The 15,986-nt window shown below is 58.3% G+C and carries 11 protein-coding genes; 4 read left to right on the top strand and 7 right to left on the bottom strand.

What is annotated here, in order from left to right; translation table 11 throughout:
* Window positions 1-4: 4 nt before the first annotated feature.
* From EDB95_RS14855 to EDB95_RS14840, 4 genes are all read right to left on the bottom strand, one after another.
* A complete protein-coding gene (locus tag EDB95_RS14855; RefSeq protein ID WP_133994591.1) occupies window positions 5-3,256 on the bottom strand; it encodes a SusC/RagA family TonB-linked outer membrane protein in 3,252 nt (1,083 codons plus the stop codon).
* A gap of 147 nt (window positions 3,257-3,403) precedes the next feature.
* Window positions 3,404-3,898: a hypothetical protein gene (locus tag EDB95_RS14850; RefSeq protein ID WP_133994590.1), complete on the bottom strand. Its 495-nt coding sequence runs from the start codon at window positions 3,896-3,898 to the stop codon at window positions 3,404-3,406.
* Between the two features lie 113 nt (window positions 3,899-4,011).
* A complete protein-coding gene (locus tag EDB95_RS14845) occupies window positions 4,012-5,466 on the bottom strand; it encodes a pyridoxal phosphate-dependent decarboxylase family protein (RefSeq protein ID WP_133994589.1) in 1,455 nt (484 codons plus the stop codon).
* Window positions 5,463-6,437 carry a PhzF family phenazine biosynthesis protein gene (locus tag EDB95_RS14840; RefSeq protein WP_133994588.1) on the bottom strand — a complete coding sequence of 325 codons (975 nt, stop codon included), beginning with the start codon at window positions 6,435-6,437 and terminating at the stop codon, window positions 5,463-5,465. The genes EDB95_RS14845 and EDB95_RS14840 overlap by 4 nt, the downstream gene beginning before the upstream one ends.
* Before the next feature lie 24 nt (window positions 6,438-6,461).
* Between EDB95_RS14840 and EDB95_RS14835 the strand changes: the two genes are divergently transcribed.
* The 4 genes from EDB95_RS14835 (at window position 6,462) to EDB95_RS14820 (ending at window position 11,068) form a co-directional block, all read left to right on the top strand.
* The gene (locus EDB95_RS14835) at window positions 6,462-8,024 is read left to right on the top strand and encodes an aminotransferase-like domain-containing protein (protein WP_133994587.1); all 1,563 of its coding nucleotides are present in this window, start codon (window positions 6,462-6,464) and stop codon (window positions 8,022-8,024) included.
* A gap of 39 nt (window positions 8,025-8,063) precedes the next feature.
* Window positions 8,064-9,173 (top strand): esterase-like activity of phytase family protein, encoded by a 1,110-nt coding sequence (locus tag EDB95_RS14830; protein WP_162852613.1) that lies wholly within the window; start codon window positions 8,064-8,066, stop codon window positions 9,171-9,173.
* 30 nt (window positions 9,174-9,203) lie between these two features.
* On the top strand, window positions 9,204-10,283 hold the full coding sequence (locus tag EDB95_RS14825; protein WP_133994585.1) for a 3-oxoacyl-ACP synthase III family protein: 1,080 nt from the start codon (window positions 9,204-9,206) through the stop codon (window positions 10,281-10,283).
* A gap of 77 nt (window positions 10,284-10,360) precedes the next feature.
* Complete coding sequence (locus EDB95_RS14820; RefSeq protein ID WP_133994584.1) at window positions 10,361-11,068, top strand: DUF4349 domain-containing protein; 708 nt, start codon at window positions 10,361-10,363, stop codon at window positions 11,066-11,068.
* Here the strand turns inward: EDB95_RS14820 and EDB95_RS14815 are convergent.
* The 3 genes from EDB95_RS14815 to EDB95_RS14805 form a co-directional block, all read right to left on the bottom strand.
* A complete protein-coding gene (locus EDB95_RS14815; RefSeq protein WP_133994583.1) occupies window positions 11,052-12,584 on the bottom strand; it encodes a T9SS type A sorting domain-containing protein in 1,533 nt (510 codons plus the stop codon). The two genes, EDB95_RS14820 and EDB95_RS14815, sit on opposite strands and share 17 nt — an antisense overlap.
* Before the next feature lie 98 nt (window positions 12,585-12,682).
* Window positions 12,683-14,398: a T9SS type B sorting domain-containing protein gene (locus tag EDB95_RS14810; protein WP_133994582.1), complete on the bottom strand. Its 1,716-nt coding sequence runs from the start codon at window positions 14,396-14,398 to the stop codon at window positions 12,683-12,685.
* The gene (locus EDB95_RS14805; RefSeq protein ID WP_133994581.1) at window positions 14,395-15,984 is read right to left on the bottom strand and encodes a DUF1501 domain-containing protein; all 1,590 of its coding nucleotides are present in this window, start codon (window positions 15,982-15,984) and stop codon (window positions 14,395-14,397) included. Before EDB95_RS14805 ends, EDB95_RS14810 begins: the two co-directional genes overlap by 4 nt.
* Between the last annotated feature and the right edge of the window lie 2 nt (window positions 15,985-15,986).

Genomic DNA, 15,986 nt, shown 5'->3' with positions numbered 1-15,986 from the left:
CATTTTAAAATTTTAGGATTGCGTTCACACCAATCGTCCGTACGCTCGGATACGCGCCGACCTGGAAACCCGTCGACCCGTTTTGCGCGCCGCTGCCGGTTTCCGACCCCACGGCCAGCCCCTGTTCCGGGTCTGAGTAAGGCAGGTTTTTGTGGATGATCCAAAGGTTGCGGCCCGTCAGGGACAGGTCGATGCCTTTTACAAAACCCAGGCCTTTGTGAGGCACGGACCAGGTGATGGCCACTTCGCGCAACTTGACATAGCTCGCGTCGTACACATAGGAACGGTCAGCAAAGGCATTGTAGGAGCTGAAAGGAAAATTCCCCTGGTTGATGTCCGAGGCATCGACGTGGATCGTGTTCGCCTTCCCGTCCGGCGTCACCCCCGGCAGGATGATCCCCCCACCCTGCGAGAGCGGGGCGCGGACCGGTTTGCCCCGGTCGTTCAGCCCAGCCGTTTCCGGGTACAGTCCGGAATAGTCCCCAAAGTCCATGTCCAGGGAATACAGCTGGCCTCCTTTGGACACGTCCACCAGGAAGCTAAGGGATACATTTTTGTAAGAAAAAGTGTTGCCGATCCCACCGATCCAATCCGGATTGATGTTGCCTATATCCGAAAGAGCATTGCCATTCAGGACGTACTCGCCCGTTGTCGGATCGGTAATGCGCTGCCCGTTTTTGTAAGTATAATCAGAGCCTCTGATCACGCCGTAGGGCTTGCCCGCTTCGGCCACAAGCTGAGTGTTGAAACCGTAGTTGCCGATCACATAAGACGGCTGACCGCCATATAAGCTCAGGACCTTGTTCCGGTTCATACTCCAGTTCAGGTTGATTCTCCAACTGAAGTCTTTTGTGCGTACCGGTGTCGCATTCGCGCTCAGCTCCACACCCTGGTTTTGGACGCTCCCCCCGTTCACATAATAGGTATTATACCCGCTCGCACTCGACGTGGTAATGGGCATGATCTGGTCGATCTGCAACGCGTGGTAATACGTCAGGTCAAAACCAATGCGACCGTGCAGGAATTCCGCTTCCAGGCCAAACTCGTAGGACCGGTTTTTCTCCGGGAGCAGGTTGGCGTTGTTGTTCACCACCGCTGCCGATGACAACGGCTGCCCATGAAAGGGGTTGACATACTGGTAGGTATTGGTCACACTAAAGACCGGGGCGTCGCCGCCGACCTCCGCGTAGTTGGCCCGGAGTTTCCCGTAGGTCAGCCAGGGGGCGTTGTGGATCCATTTGGAAAACACCACGTTCCCCGATACCGAAGGATAATAATACGTATTGTGCGCCTCGGGAAGCGTTGACGACCGGTCCCTCCTCAGCGTGGCGTCCAGCGTCACCGTTTCCTTATAGCTCAGCGTGGCCCCTACAAAAATCCCGTCCACCTCTTTGGTCGACACGTATTCGGTCGGTGCCAGCGGGGTGTTCACCGAGTTCGCCAGTGCATACACGTCCGGCACCACCAGGCCGCCGTTCGTCGCCTGTGTCTCGGAAGTGTTGTTGTCCTGGCGGACGTTGCCGCCCAGCAGGGCTTTCAGATTTAGATTTTTGTATAGGTCTTTATTGAAGTTCAGCAGCAGGTCATAGTTCGTTTCCCCGAATTTCGCATCATAGCGCGTATAGCTCGACGTATGCACACTCCCTTTGGCCGTCCGGTATTCCACCGATTGCGTATAGTCATCCAGGGATACCCTTGTTGTTAAGCTCAGGTAGTCCGTGATCTTGTAATTCAGGTGTATGTTCCCAAAGTAGCGCTGCCGCTCGTCGTTCTCAAAGTTCTCGTACCGGTTCCAGTAAATGTTGTTGTGGTACGCCGGTATGTTCTGCCCCGGGGTCAGGTATCCCCCCAGCCAGTTCCAGCTCGCGTTCGTCCGGTTCCGGAAGTAGTCCGCCTTTTGCGCCTTCAGGTCCACGTTCGTCGGCCACCATTCGCGAAAGTCCATCATCGGGTTTTCGCTCGACGTATACCCGTACCCCGCACGGCCCAGGCCGTTCACATCCGAGTAATTCAGGTCGCCGCCTATACTTACTTCGTCCGTAAGGTTCCGCGTCGTGTTTAGGGTAATCAACGTCTTTGTCACGTCATTGTTGGGCAACAACCCCTTGTCCTCGCTCCGGGTCAACCCCACCCTAAGACCACCTTTTTCGTCCGCCTGGTCCGCAAACAAACTCGTGCTCGTCGTCACCGGCGTCTGGAAGAAATCCACCGGGTTATGGTGCGCCGCCGGTTGCCAGGGCGTCGCCTTCCCATAATTCGGGTCACCTGGTACAAACGACTGCCACGTATACACGTTTGTATTGGGGTCATACGCCGGCCCCGTCGCCGCGTCCACGTCCGTCTGGACGATGTTGACCGGTTGCCCGTTGCTGTTGAACACCGGCTCGTAGTAAAAAAAGCCGCTTTGGTTCGGGTAAGCCGCGTTATACCCCTGCGAGCCATACCCCTCCCCATACTGCGTCTGGTAGGTCGGCAGCGTGCTTTTGTCCGGTGACCCCACGGTCACACCGCTTGTTAAGGTGATCCCAAGCCCCTTGTATTTCCGGTTGTTCTTTTTGGTCGTGATCAGGATCACCCCGTTCGACGCCCGCGACCCATACAGCGCACTCGCCGCCGCCCCCTTCAGGACGCTCACCGACTCGATGTCCTCCGGGTTGATGTCCGAAGCCGCGTTCCCCAGGTCATACAGGTTCTGGCTCTGGTTCGTATTGTCATACGGCACCCCGTCCACCACAAACAACGCCTGGTTCGACTGCGTCAGCGACTTCATCCCCCTCAGGATCACATTGTTCGATCCTCCCGTGATGTTGCTCGACGTCACCTGCAACCCCGCCACTTTCCCGCTCAGGTTGTTGACAAAGTCCGTGTTCAGGGTTTTGTTCAGGTCGTCCCCCGACACCTGCTGGGTCGCATACGGCAGCGAGTTCCGCGTCCGCTTTATGCCCAGGGCTGTGGTGATCAGGAGTTCGTCCAATTTGCCTGCGGCGCGCTCCAGGGTAATGTTCAGGCCGTTTTCCGGGTTTACCTGCTGTGGCGTGTAGCCCACCGCTGAGACTATTAGTTTGTCCCCCTTTTTGACGTGAATGGAAAAGGCACCCGTGGCGTCCGCCGTAGTGCCCGTGTTTTTGCCCTTGATTTGGATCGAGGCGCCCGCAATGGGTTCGCCGTTCTGGTCTTTGACCGTGCCCCGCTCCTGCGCTTTTGCCCCCAGGGCCAGCAGCAGCGTCACGGTGATTAGTGATAAAATTCTACTCATCTCTGGATCTTTTGCATTTTCTTCTGCAAATATCCGGTTAAAATTTTAATTGTCTATAGATTTAGTAGAGTAATAAATTCGTATACTACGCGCGGGCGCGCGCACCTCCCGGGTGAGCGCGCGCACCCGTTTGCGCAGTCCCCGCGCCTAATAAAATGTGTGCCGGTACTCGCTCTCCAGCTTCCTATCGGTCGTTCGTCGGAAAAAGCGTCCCCGGATGGCGAGCCCCTTAGACGTCAGTAGTCCGTTAAATTTTACGGGGTCCAGGAAAGGATCCTTTGGATGGAGATTCGTATAATCCGTCCACGCGAGACTGAGGTGAAATAGCATCTGCTGCCCCTTCAGGACGAACGTCCCCTTATATCCATAAAATCCGCCATCCGAGGCCGAAAAGACCGTATCCCCATGACGGAAATAAACCGGTTCCTGGTCTATATATACACTGTCGCCTTTGAACTTGATATAGGTCAGGTGGTACCATTTCTCTTCCGGGCGGGCCGGGTCACCATAACAATACGTGCTACCGTCGGGGTTCTTTGCGCACATCCGGATCAGACCGGAGTAAACACCTTTGGGTTTCTGCTGGGCGCTGGAAGCGTCCAGGGCAATCGTGGCCAGGAGGGCAAGGAGGAGGGGTTTCATCACATAATCTACAAATAAACCATTGCAATAGTCGCCTTAAATTGGCGTCAAGGTATACCTTGACTTTATGCGCATTTGTCAAGCTATACCTTGACGCCAATAAAGGGGAAGAATTAGCACTTCCTTGCCGCCGCGAGCTGCGCCCCGATCTCCCTTACCTTCGCCACCATGACCTCCATATCCTCCATCCGCGTCCGGTGGTTGGTAATCGCTACGCGCAACGCGTAGCGCCCGTGGATCAGCGTATAGGAGGGCGCCGCTACCCCACTCTCATGGAGCCGCATCAGCAGCTCCTTGTTGTCGACGTCTACGTCCCTGTAGCGGAAACAAACCACGTTCATCGTCACCGGCGCCGCCAGCTCCAGGTCCGGGTGCGCGGCGATCAACCGGCCAAGGTAAGCGGCCTGCGCGATGTTCTGCCCGATCATCGACGCGTACTTTTTGATGCCGTGTTCTTTGATCGACATCCACACCTTCAGCGCCTTAAACCCCCTGGACAATTCGATGCCCCGGTTGGAGGCCGCGTCGGGCCCGGATGCGAGCCCCCGGTCGTGGGTCAGCAGGTAATGGGCAGACGCGGCAAAGGTCCGTCGTTGCAGGGCCAGGTCGCGGATCAGCACGCAACCGACCTCATACGGCATGTACATCCATTTGTGGAGGTCGAAGGCCAGGCTGTCCGCACGCCCGATCGCCTCCAGCTCGTCCGCATGGGTAGGCGACAGCCGCGCTAGCGCCCCAAAGGCCCCGTCGATGTGGAGCCAAAGGCCTTCTTCCCAGGCGATGTCCCGCAGTTCTTCCAACGGATCGACGGCACCCGTGTTGACGGTGCCCGCCGTCGCGACGATGCAAAACGGCAGCTTTCCGGCCGCGCGGTCTTCGCGAATGCGCGCCCGCAGGATCGCCGGCGGCAGCCGGAAGTGTTCGTCGGCGGGAAGCGCGCACAGCTCCGGCAGGCCGAGAAGGCGGAGGGCTTTGCTGACGCATTGGTGGGTTTCGGTGCTGCCGTAGGCGATGAGGGGGCGCGTGGCGCCAGTTGCGGCGCCCGGCGCGTTGGCCGCGGCGCCCGCTGCCGCGTAGCGCTCGATAGCCCACTCCCGCGCCACCGCAAGCGCGGTAAGGTTCGCCACCGATCCCCCGCTCACAAGCAGCCCCCCGGCATCGGGGGTGAAGCCCATCATTTCCTTGCACCAACCCAAGACCTGTTGGTCAATGTACATAGGGCTGTGCTCGCCGATGGCACAGTTCGGGTTCATGACGGCGGCCATAAAATCGGCGAGGGCGCCGGTAAAGGTGCCGGTGCCATGGACCCACGAAAAAAAGCGGGGGTGAATATTCCCGGTGGTATAGGGGAAGACGGTACGGAGGAAGGTCTCGTACACGGCGTCGACGGGCGTGGGTTCCCAGGGCAGGGCTTCGCTATAGGTCTCTTTAATATCGCCGGGAATCGGCGTCCAGACCGGGCGCTCCCGGACCGACCGGAGATAGTCGATGGCATCGTCTACCACCCGGTGGCCGAGGGCGCGGGCTTGTTCCCAATCGTGTGGGTCAAGGGTCTTATCGTCGTTCATGGCTTTACGGTAATGGCTTGCCCGGCGATCCGCACGCGGTCGCCGTCGAGGCGGACCTTCAAAAAGCCGCCCCGGGCAGAGGCCTGGTAAGCAAGGAAAGAAGTTTTGCCAAGGCGTTTGGCCCAGTAGGGCGCGAGCGCACAATGGGCGGAGCCGGTGACGGGGTCTTCGTCCACGCCGACGGGGGCGGCGAAGTAGCGGGAGACGAAGTCGTAGGCGGGGCCGACCGCGCCGGGCGCGGCCGCGGCGGAAGCATTCGCGGGCGCCGCCGCCGCCGTAATCACGACCCGGTGCTCCCTCAACCGCCCGGCATCCGGCTCGAACCCACGCACCTCCGCTTCGGAGCCGAGGACGGCAAGATAGCGGTCACCGGCAAACCAGACCTCGCGAGGCTCCAAGGGATAGAGCACGGACGCCGGCAGGCTCGCGGGCTTTAGCGTAAACGCGGGGAAGTCCATTTCGATCCAGCCGTCTTCGAGACGGCGGACGGTGAGGAGGCCGGAGGCGGTGTAAAAGCGCGCGGGCTCGTCGGCGCCGAGGTGGCCTTGCTCCCAGAGGATGTGGGCGGCGGCAAGGGTGCCGTGGCCGCAGAGGGGGAGCTCCGTCTTTGGCGTAAACCAGCGAAGGGCGTAGCCTTCGGGCCTTGGGCGGACAAAGCCCGTTTCGGGGAGACGGCGCTCGACGGCGAGGAGCTGGAAGTAGTCGTCTTCGGAGAAGGGCACGGCGGAAGTGGCGTCAGGAGCGGCGACGGCGCCCAAAGCGGAACCCGTGGCGGCGGCGCCCCAAGCGGAGCCCGCGGCGGCGTCCATAGCGACGGCAGCGCCGCCAAGCCCCGGCAACGGCCCCTCCGGCAGGAGATACACCCCCGCCGGGTTCCCCCGCCCCGCAACGCCGGTAAACGCATCGACTTGAAAGAAAGAAAGATTCATCACACAAAACTCCGCCACTTTTTCCAAAAAAAACAGATGCACAATTCGTAATTTTGAGCATAACAGATGGAAACTTTTTTATACGAACAAGTGGCGGGCAGGCTGGAAAAGCTGATCCGCAAGGGGGTCCTCAAAACGGGGGACAAGCTGGTCTCGGTGCGGGGGCTGAGCGAAGAGCAGGGCATCAGCCTGAGCACGGCCTTTAAGGCGTATAGCGAGCTGGAGCAGAAGGGCCTGATCGAGGCGCGCACGAAGTCGGGTTACTATGTGCGCTACACGCCGCGGCAACTGCCGCAAACACCGCAGGCACCGCAACAAACGCAATGGCCGCCATGGCCACTGGCGCAAGACAAGCAAGACAAGCAAGACAAGCAAGGCGAACAAGGCGAACAAGGTGAACAAGGTGAACAAGGCAAAAAAGGCGGGCAAGGGGAGCCAGGGTTTCCCGGGGCCACCGGCGAGCCAGCCGCCCCGGGAAACCCGACCGACGCCATCCTCCATCGCGTCTACACCGACCTCTCCGACGAAACCATCATCCGTTTCTCCATGGCGGCGCCATCGATAAACCTCTTGCCTCGGGCAAGGCTTCAAAAAACACTGATGGAGACGGTGCGCAACCATCCGGACGGGTGCATGGGTTATGCGAGCGCCCAGGGAGATGCGGTGCTGAGGCGGCAACTGGCGTTGCACGCGTTTAGCTGGGGCGGCACACTCACGGAGGAGGACATCGTCACCACGCAGGGCTGTATGGAGGCGGTGACGTTTGCCTTAAAAGCGGTGACCCAGCCGGGGGACACGGTGGCGGTCGAGACACCTACTTTTTTTGGCTTGATACGGGCCGTGCAGGGCCTGGGGCTGAAGATCCTGGAGGTGCCGGTGGACCCGGAAACGGGCGTGGATATTGACTGGCTGGCGCAGGCGATGAAACGGACGAGCATCAAGGCGTGTCTTTTTGTGACAAACTTCAGCAACCCGCTGGGCTCGTGTATGCCGGACGAAAGAAAGGCGCAACTGGTAAACCTGCTGGCAGAAAAGAATATCCCCCTGATCGAGGACGATATATATGGAGACCTTTATTTCGGCGAATCGCGCCCAAGGACATGCAAAAGCATGGACAAGACGGGGAACGTCCTTCTTTGTTCCTCGGTCTCGAAGTCGCTGGCGCCGGGCTACCGGGTGGGCTGGTGTATCCCGGGGCGGCACCTGCAAAGGGTGTTGGAGCTGAAACGCATCCATTCGCTGTCGTCGACGCACCTGACGCATGCGGCGATCGGGCAGTTTTTTGCGCACAACCGTTTTGACCTGCACATGCGGCAGCTCAGGAAAGCGCTCCACACCCAGAGCCTGGCCTATATCGAAGCGATCGCGCGTTACTTTCCGCCGGATACGAAGGTCACGCAACCGAAGGGGGGCTATGTGTTGTGGGTGGAAATGAACCGGTCGGTGCGGTCGCTGGCGTTGTACCAGGCGGCAATCGGCGAGAAGATCAGCTTTTTCCCGGGGCAGTTGTTTAGCGTGGACGTGCGCTACGAACATTGTATGCGGATTTCTTTCGGGCAGCCGTTTACGCCGGCGATCGACAAGGCGCTGAAGACGCTGGGGAAATTGGTGCGCGAGGCAAGCGCATAAAAGCGGCGAATTTGTACCTTGGGCAAAATTCTTCAGCCTGTGCGTTTTCTCCTGCCCATCTTTTGCCTGCTGGTACAAACCGCGGCAGCCCAGATCGACTCCCTGCATTTTCTTGGTGAATACGACGTGCCCTATAACGCGCCGTTCCACGGCACGACGATCGGCGGGCTGTCGGGGATCGACTACGACGCCGCCCGGAAGGTCTATTACCTGATCAGCGACGACCGCTCGGACGTCAATCCCGCGCGATTTTATACGGCGGCCATCACGATCTCGCACAAGGGGATCCTGGGTATCCGCTTTACCAACGTAACGACCTTTCTACAGGCTAACGGTCAGCCGTATCCCAACGCCAAACAGGACCCCGCGCACACGCCGGACCCGGAGGCCTTGCGCTACAACCCACGCCTGGACCGGATGGCATGGAGCAGCGAGGGGGAACGGATCGTGACACCGGGGAAGGTCGTGTTGGAGGACCCGGCGGTGACGCTGATCACACGAGGGGGGAAGTACGTGGATACGATGAAATTGCCGGACCAGTTGCAGATGCGCCAAACGCCCGAAGGCCCGCGCCAGAACGGCGTTTTCGAAGGCGTGGCGTTTGCGGATGGGGGCCGAAGCCTCTACGTGAGTGTGGAGGAGCCCTTGTACCAGGACGGGCCGAGGGCCGGTCTAAAGGACACCACGACCTGGACAAGGATCATCAAATTTGACCTAAAAACGCGAAAACCGGTAGAACAGTACGCCTGGAAACTAGGTCCCGTGGCCCGGCCGCCCCAGCCCGCGGGCGCTTTTATGATCAATGGCATCCCGGATATCATGTCCCTGGGGGACGGGAAACTCTTGCTGTTGGAGCGCTCCTTTTCCTCCGGACATATGGCTTGTACCATCAAAGTGTTTATCGCGGACGTCAGCAAAGCCTCGGACGTGAGCACCATAAACTCGCTACAAGCCACGCCCCCAAAGAATCCTGTGAAGTCACGGCTGTTGCTGAACATGGACAAACTGGGTCGCTATGTAGACAATATCGAGGGGGTGACGTACGGTCCGACGTTGAAGAACGGGCACAAAACTTTGCTTTTCGTGGCCGACAACAACTTTAACCCCCTCCAGAAGACCCAGTTCTTTTTGTTCGAAGTCTTCCCATAAATCGGGATTTTATTTTATTATTGTCTTGGAATGAAGAAGGAAGTAAAAGCCGCGTTTATAGCTACAGGTAGCTATATCCCGGAGACCACGATCAAGAACGATGCTTTTCTCAGCCACCGCTTCTTTGAAAAAGACGGCTCTGCTATTGGAAAGGACAATGCCACGATCATCCGGAAATTCAAGGAGATCACGGGCATAGAGGAAAGGCGCTATGTACGCCCCGACCAGACGGCCTCCACCATAGGCTACCTGGCGGCCAAGGATGCGCTTGACAGCTCCGGCCTCGACAAAGAAACCCTGGACCATATCATCGTTGCCCATAACTTCGGGGACGTACAATACGGGTCGAACCGCGTGGACCTCGTGCCCTCGCTGGCGTCCCGGATCAAGGCGATGCTCGGGATCCGGAACCCGGATTGCGTGGCCTACGACATTGCTTTTGGTTGCCCCGGCTGGGTGGAAGGGGTGATCCAGGCCAGCTTTTATATCCGCGCCGGTGCGGCAAAGCGTTGCCTGGTGATCGGCACGGAGACGCTGTCGCGTATCGTCGACCCGCACGACCGGGATACCATGCTATACAGCGACGGCGCTGGTGCGGCGGTCATTGAAAGCACCGAAGACCGCGAGGAAGGCGTCATCCTCGCGCACAAAACCCAGACCCACGCGGTGGACTATGCGGAGCTTCTGAATATGGGTCCTTCCTACGACCCTTCAGAAAAAAACCGGGAAATCTTTATCAAAATGAACGGCCGTAAGCTTTATGAGTTCGCGCTCACCCACGTCCCCCTGGTGATCAAGGCTGCCCTTGAATCCGCCAAGGTGGCCCTGGCGGACATCAAAAAAGTGCTCATCCACCAGGCCAACGACAAAATGGACGCGGCCATCCTGCAACGGCTTTTCCAGCTCTATGGCCTTGACAAAAGCCCCGCTGACCTGATGCCGATGACGATCTCCTGGCTGGGCAACAGTTCGGTAGCGACCGTCCCTACCCTGCTCGACCTTATCCAGAAAGGCCGTTTGAAAGGCCACGATCTCAACAAGGGAGACAAGGTCGTCATGGCCTCCGTCGGCGCGGGGATGAACATCAATGCGGTGATCTACCAATTCTGACAGCCCCCTGTTTTAACATTTCCATCGGGTTACCTTTTCCCGGTCACGGGTATTATTGGTAAATCCACTTAATTGTTATGGAAAAAAAATACAGCCTGCCGCTGGCGGGGATGGCTTTGCTTGCCCTTACCGTTGCTTCATGCAATAATAGGAGTACGATCGATGCTGCCGGCGAAAAAAACGCGGCAGCGGACACAGCAGCGCCCGCGCCGGCCGGCGTCCCACCCATCCCCGGTGTTATCACGCCCCAGGGCCTGATGCTCCTCAAGGAAGCTACCCTGGACCTCTCCGTAAAAGACCTGGGCGTCACCACCCGCAGCCTCCGCGACCTGCTGGACGCCGACGGCGGCTATTACGCAGACTGGTCCCAGACACAAGAGGGGGACCGGATACAACTTAGCCTGACGGCTAAGGTCCCGACAGACCGCTTCGAATCCTTTAAGGATTCGCTGGAAACCCTTGGTGAACTGGAGGACGAAACCGCCAGCGTCAGCGATATGAGCGATACCTATTACACCGCCCCGGGCAAGGCGGCGGCCCCCCAGGACCTCGGCCAAGTCCGCCGCCACCTGGCCTTCAGCACGGTGCACCTCAAGGCCTACCAAATGCTGCCGCCCATCGCGCCTCCGACGTTCGGCCAACACCTGTGGAACAAACTGGGTGAAGGCTGGATAGCAGCCGAAACGGTGATCCTGTTCCTGGCACCGCTTTGGCCCTGGGTCCTCCTGGTGTTCGCGTGCGTGTTCGTGGCGACGCGGTTCAAGCCGGTTAATTCAACAAAATAGACAGGTTCTTCACGTCTTTGCCCGTATTGATCTGAAGCCGGTATACGCCATGGGGCAATTTGGACAAAGGCAACATTTTACTATTCATCCCCCTATCGAGACTCCATATAAACGACTGTACGATTCTTCCGTTCATGTCTATGAGATTGATCCGGGCATCAGCACTTTCGGTGGCGTTCAGTTGAACGTTTACATAACCGCTGGCGGGGTTGGGATACACCTTTGCAAAAAACGTACCCTCCAGCGAGCTCGTTTTGGACATATAGGATAGTGTAGACACCGCTGAAGGCTGCACGGAACTGACATCGATGACGAAGGAAGCGCTCGCGGGACAACCGTTGGCGTCCGTCACCACGACGGTATACTTAACAGGCGTTCCCGAACCGAGCGGGGGTCCGCAAAGGTTATTCCTGGAACCGGAGGACGTGGTTACCCCGTCGCTCCAGGAGTATATGTAAGGAGGGGTGCCCCCACTAACGGTTACGGTCACCTGTCCGTCGCATGTATTGTTAAAATCTCCGTTGACAACGGTGGCCAACACGGACAGCGCAGGTGGTTGCGTAATCGTCACGCTCAGGCTGACCTTGCAACCCGCCCCGTCGGTCACCGTGAAGGGATACACCCCGGCTGCGAAATTGGAGAAGGTATTGTCCGGGTTGGCCGTGGAAAAGAAGACGCTCCCGGTATTGGTTGTAAAAGTATAGGAAGGCGTCCCACCGGTCAGCGTTACGGTAATCGTCCCGTTGGTCCCACCGTTACAGGTTACCTCAGTCCCCTGGACGGTTCCTCTGAGTTGGCAGCCGGCTTTCTGACAGGTCATAAAATTATCCGTGGAACTATTGGACCCTGTAAAATTGCTCCCGCCGCCGCCCGAGCCGCCGGCGACCAAATCCGGCTTTTCCGGTATGGGCGTACCCGCCTGCACGCCGCCGCCGACAGAGGCGACCTGACCCGGATTGCCTATATCGACGTAACCAAATGCGGGCCGATACGTGGCCAGTCCATAAAACCAGGATTGTTTGAAAGAAGGCCTGTTACTGATAAAGAATCCTGTCACTTCCGATGATTTACCCGCGGACACCGAAAAGCCCGTAGCCGAATTGATGATCGCTCCGGAAATAAAAATGTCGCTGGTGCTGTATCCCGGCGGCACCCGTGTCGTCCAGCTATTGGTGGTCATGTCGTAGCTGGTGACCGGTTTGGCGACCGTATTGTCGGCCACGATCGTGCCGGTGGGGATGGACACACCGGAGACCGTCGGCGTGGAAACCACACCGGTCAATGAAATGGCCCCCCCGGTAAATTGAAGATAATCCCCGTTATTCACCAGGTCCGTGTTGTCCAGCTTTGTATGGATATTCAACCATAAGCTGGCGGGAGAAGGAGGGCTGGGGGTGCCGTTGAAATTCGTAAAGGGGTTGTGGGTGACTAGCGAGCAAGACTGGCTGTAAGCCGAGAATGAAAAAAGCAGGAATGCCGACAAAGCCACCAGGACAAGGGGTAACTTTCTGCGCATAAAAAGCTATTTAGGTTAACAATATTGTGGGCAGACTTGGGGTAAGCGTGACTAAATAGCTTTCATATAAGCGCGAGGTGTCCCTGAAATTACAAATTTTACCGGGCAAGTACAACATTCCCTTTTTTCACTACGACCTTGCTGGTCCCGGTGTTGGTGTACCGGACCATCCACACATAGTTGCCGGGATAGGCCGGCTGACGGTGAAAGGTACCGTCCCAGCCGGTCTGCGGGTTCTCGGAATGGAAGACCAGCACGCCAAACCGGTCGTATATGTCTAACCGGTAGCTGCTCATCTTACAATAGTTCAACGGCAGGAGGATGTCGTTAAACCCGTCGGCGTTGGGGGTAAAGGCGTTGGGCATGATGAGGTTGCACGCGCACTCCCCAAAGGTCACGACGCAGGACAGGGTGTCGGCGCCGCAACCGTTTTTGGCGATGGCGGTATAGGTACCCCCGGGTTGTGGAACCGGGATGGAGAATGACTGGGTACCGTCCTGCCAGGTGACGGTGTCGGCGTTGCTTTTGACCTGGAGCGCAAAGTCGCTGCCGTTACAAGCCGAGGTGTCCTTTGGTAAGTAGGCGTGGAGGCTGTCGTCAAAGGTGACCTTGATCGAATCCCGGTAGACGCATTGCCCGACCTGGGCCATGACGGTAAAGGTGCCCGGGTCGTACACAAAGTAAGTGGCCTGCCCGGTCGTGTTCTGGTCGTTGCGTTGGGGCGGGTTGGCGGTCCAGGTATACGTCCCTTGTCCGAAGTCGGCCGTCAGCACCAAAAAGCTGCCCTGGCAGATGGCCGTGTCGTGAAAGTGCAGTTGCTGGTCGTCCCGGTACGTGACGTTTACGGAGTCGGCCACCTGGCACTGTCCGTTGTAGGTGACAAAAACCCAATAGTCCCCGGCCTGGGTCACGCTGATCATGGAGTCGGTCGACCCCGTATTCCAGATATAGGCCGTGGCGCCTTTGATGGCGGCGTTCAGGGGGAGTACCTGTTTTGGGCAAAGCAAGGTATCCGGCCCGAGCGTATGGGGCGGTTGTATGGGTTGACTGTACGTAATGCTAACGGTGTCTTTGTATATGCCGCACCCCGGCACGTTCACGGACACCGTATACTGGCCGCCCGGGTAAAACGTTTCGAGCTGACCCGTGGTATTGGGGAGCACGGTCCCGTTGACCGCCCAGGTATAGATGCCGTTCATCGTGCTCGCGTTGAGGACAAGGTTGTCGCTGTCGCACATCATGTGGTTGCCGCCCAGGTTGATCTGGGGGCTGTCGCTGATAAAGACACCGATCGAGTCGGTGACGCCGCAGCCGTTGATGCTGACCGTATAGACGCCCGACACGGTGACGCGTAAGGTATCCAGGGTATCGACGGGTGGCGGGTTGTTCCACGCATACTTAGCACCCGGGATGACGGGCGCTTTCAGAAGTGTATCCTGTTTCCCGCAGAGATAGATATTGGGACCAAAGCTATACGCCAGCGGCGTGGAGACGGTGATCGTGTCGTACAAACGGACGGTATCCGCGCCCGGTACGTTGACGACGGTCAGGGAAATAGGATAGGTCCCCGGAACGGTGTAGGTAAAAGTAGGGTTTTGTACACCGGCATGGTCGTAGATCCCGGCAGCCGGATCGCCAAAGTCCCATTGGATATATTTGGGAAAAGGGAGGCTGTCGAAAAGGGTGCTGCCAAACGTACTGAGCGTGTTGACGCAGGCGGAACTGTAAAAGAGACTGTCATAGTTCTCCTGCGCCGACGCGTGCAGCGCCGGTAACAGGACCAGGAGCAAAAGATAGTAGCGTACGCGTCTCATTTAGTCCCCTTTAACATGGTCTTCACCTGGGTTACGGATTCGTTTTGCAAACGGGCATAATAAATCCCCGCCGCCAGGTAGCCGGCGTTGAACGTCACGTAATAGGTCCCGGGCCCGTTGTACACCTGGTCGACCAGCACGGTAATGAGGTGGCCTGCCACGTCAAAAACCTGTATCATCGTGTGGCCGCCGTTTGTTTTATAGGTAATGTCGGTCGATTCGAGGAAAGGACTCGGGTACACCCGGATCAAATCCGAACCGATGTCCAGTACCGGGGTGATGACATTGGCGCAGGCGTTGGATTGTATAAAGGGCAGGTACTGGTAGTTGGCCAGCAGCATCGTCGAGACGTCCGAAGCGGGCACGCAAAACCAATCCCGCAGGATGGTGCTGTACACCGACCGGAAGTCGTATTGCATCGGAACGACCGCTTCCACGTCCATGGTGGCGGGGAGGTCGGGGCTGCTCCCAAGGATACCCGTCTGGGCGGCGTCGCCAAAAATAAATACCGGCTGGCCCGCGCCGTGGTCCGTCCCCAGGCTGCCGTTGGAGACGATGCGCCGTCCGAATTCGGAAAACGTCATCCCCAGGACGCGTTTGTCCTGGCCCAGGAACTTGAGGTCCTTCATAAAAGCCGTGATGGCTTCCGATACCTGGGTGAGCAACTGGGCGTGGTTACCGGTGGTGGTGGCGCCCCCCACGACCTGTCCGCCGTGGGTATCGAAGCCACCCATGTTGACCATGTAGACTTTTGTTTTGAGACCGCCGGCGACGAGCCGGGCTACGGTTTTGAGCTGGGCGGCCAGGTCGTTGTTCGCGGGATAACCGGCATACTGCTGGACCACCTTGTCATAGGCGGTCTTGATGACGCCGGCGTATTTGTTGGTTTGACGGGCGATGGTGCGCAGGTAAGTCACCTCGGTCCCCATGGGCGTATCGGGTTCCGGGGACGTAAGGCCGTTGATCAGGCCATAGAAATCGGCGTCCTCGGGCACGGCCATGGCGGTGTTGCCCCCGGAAGACATAAAGGTCGGGGACAGCACGGACCCGATTTGGATGGCCAGGGGATCCGGCATGGAGGGACTCGGATAGCCGACCGGGTAGTTGGTATAGGTCTCTCCTAAGAAACGGCCCACCCAGCCCGTATTCAGGTACTGGTTGGAGCTCGCACCCGTGAGCCAGATGTCGGTGGCCCGGAAGTGCGATTCATCCGGGGACGGGTAACAAACCCCCTGGAGGATCGCCAGTTGGTCGTTCTGGTACAACCCCTGGAGACCCGTCAGGGATGGGTGAAGACCGCTTTTGTCGTTCACACCCAGTTTTAGAATGGCGCTTTCCGGTATCGCGATGTTGGACCGCAGGTTGTAATAGTTGCTGTAAATGTCGATGGGGATGACGGTATTGAGCCCGTCGTTCCCGCCAAAAAGCTGGATCAAGACCAGGACGTGGTCGTTGTCCGCCGCCCCGTCCCAGCCCCCGAAAAACGGGATGGAGCCGGCAAAGGCCTTTATAGGGAAGCCACCCAGCAGGGCCGGGAAAACGGCCGCCATGGGCGCCGTGGTCTTGAGGAAGGTTCTTCTCTTCATGG

The sequence above is a fragment of the Dinghuibacter silviterrae genome (genome assembly GCF_004366355.1).
Lineage (GTDB): Bacteria > Bacteroidota > Bacteroidia > Chitinophagales > Chitinophagaceae > Dinghuibacter > Dinghuibacter silviterrae.
Note: the sequence above shows the minus strand (reverse complement) of the source record. Positions and strands in the feature narration are given on the sequence as shown.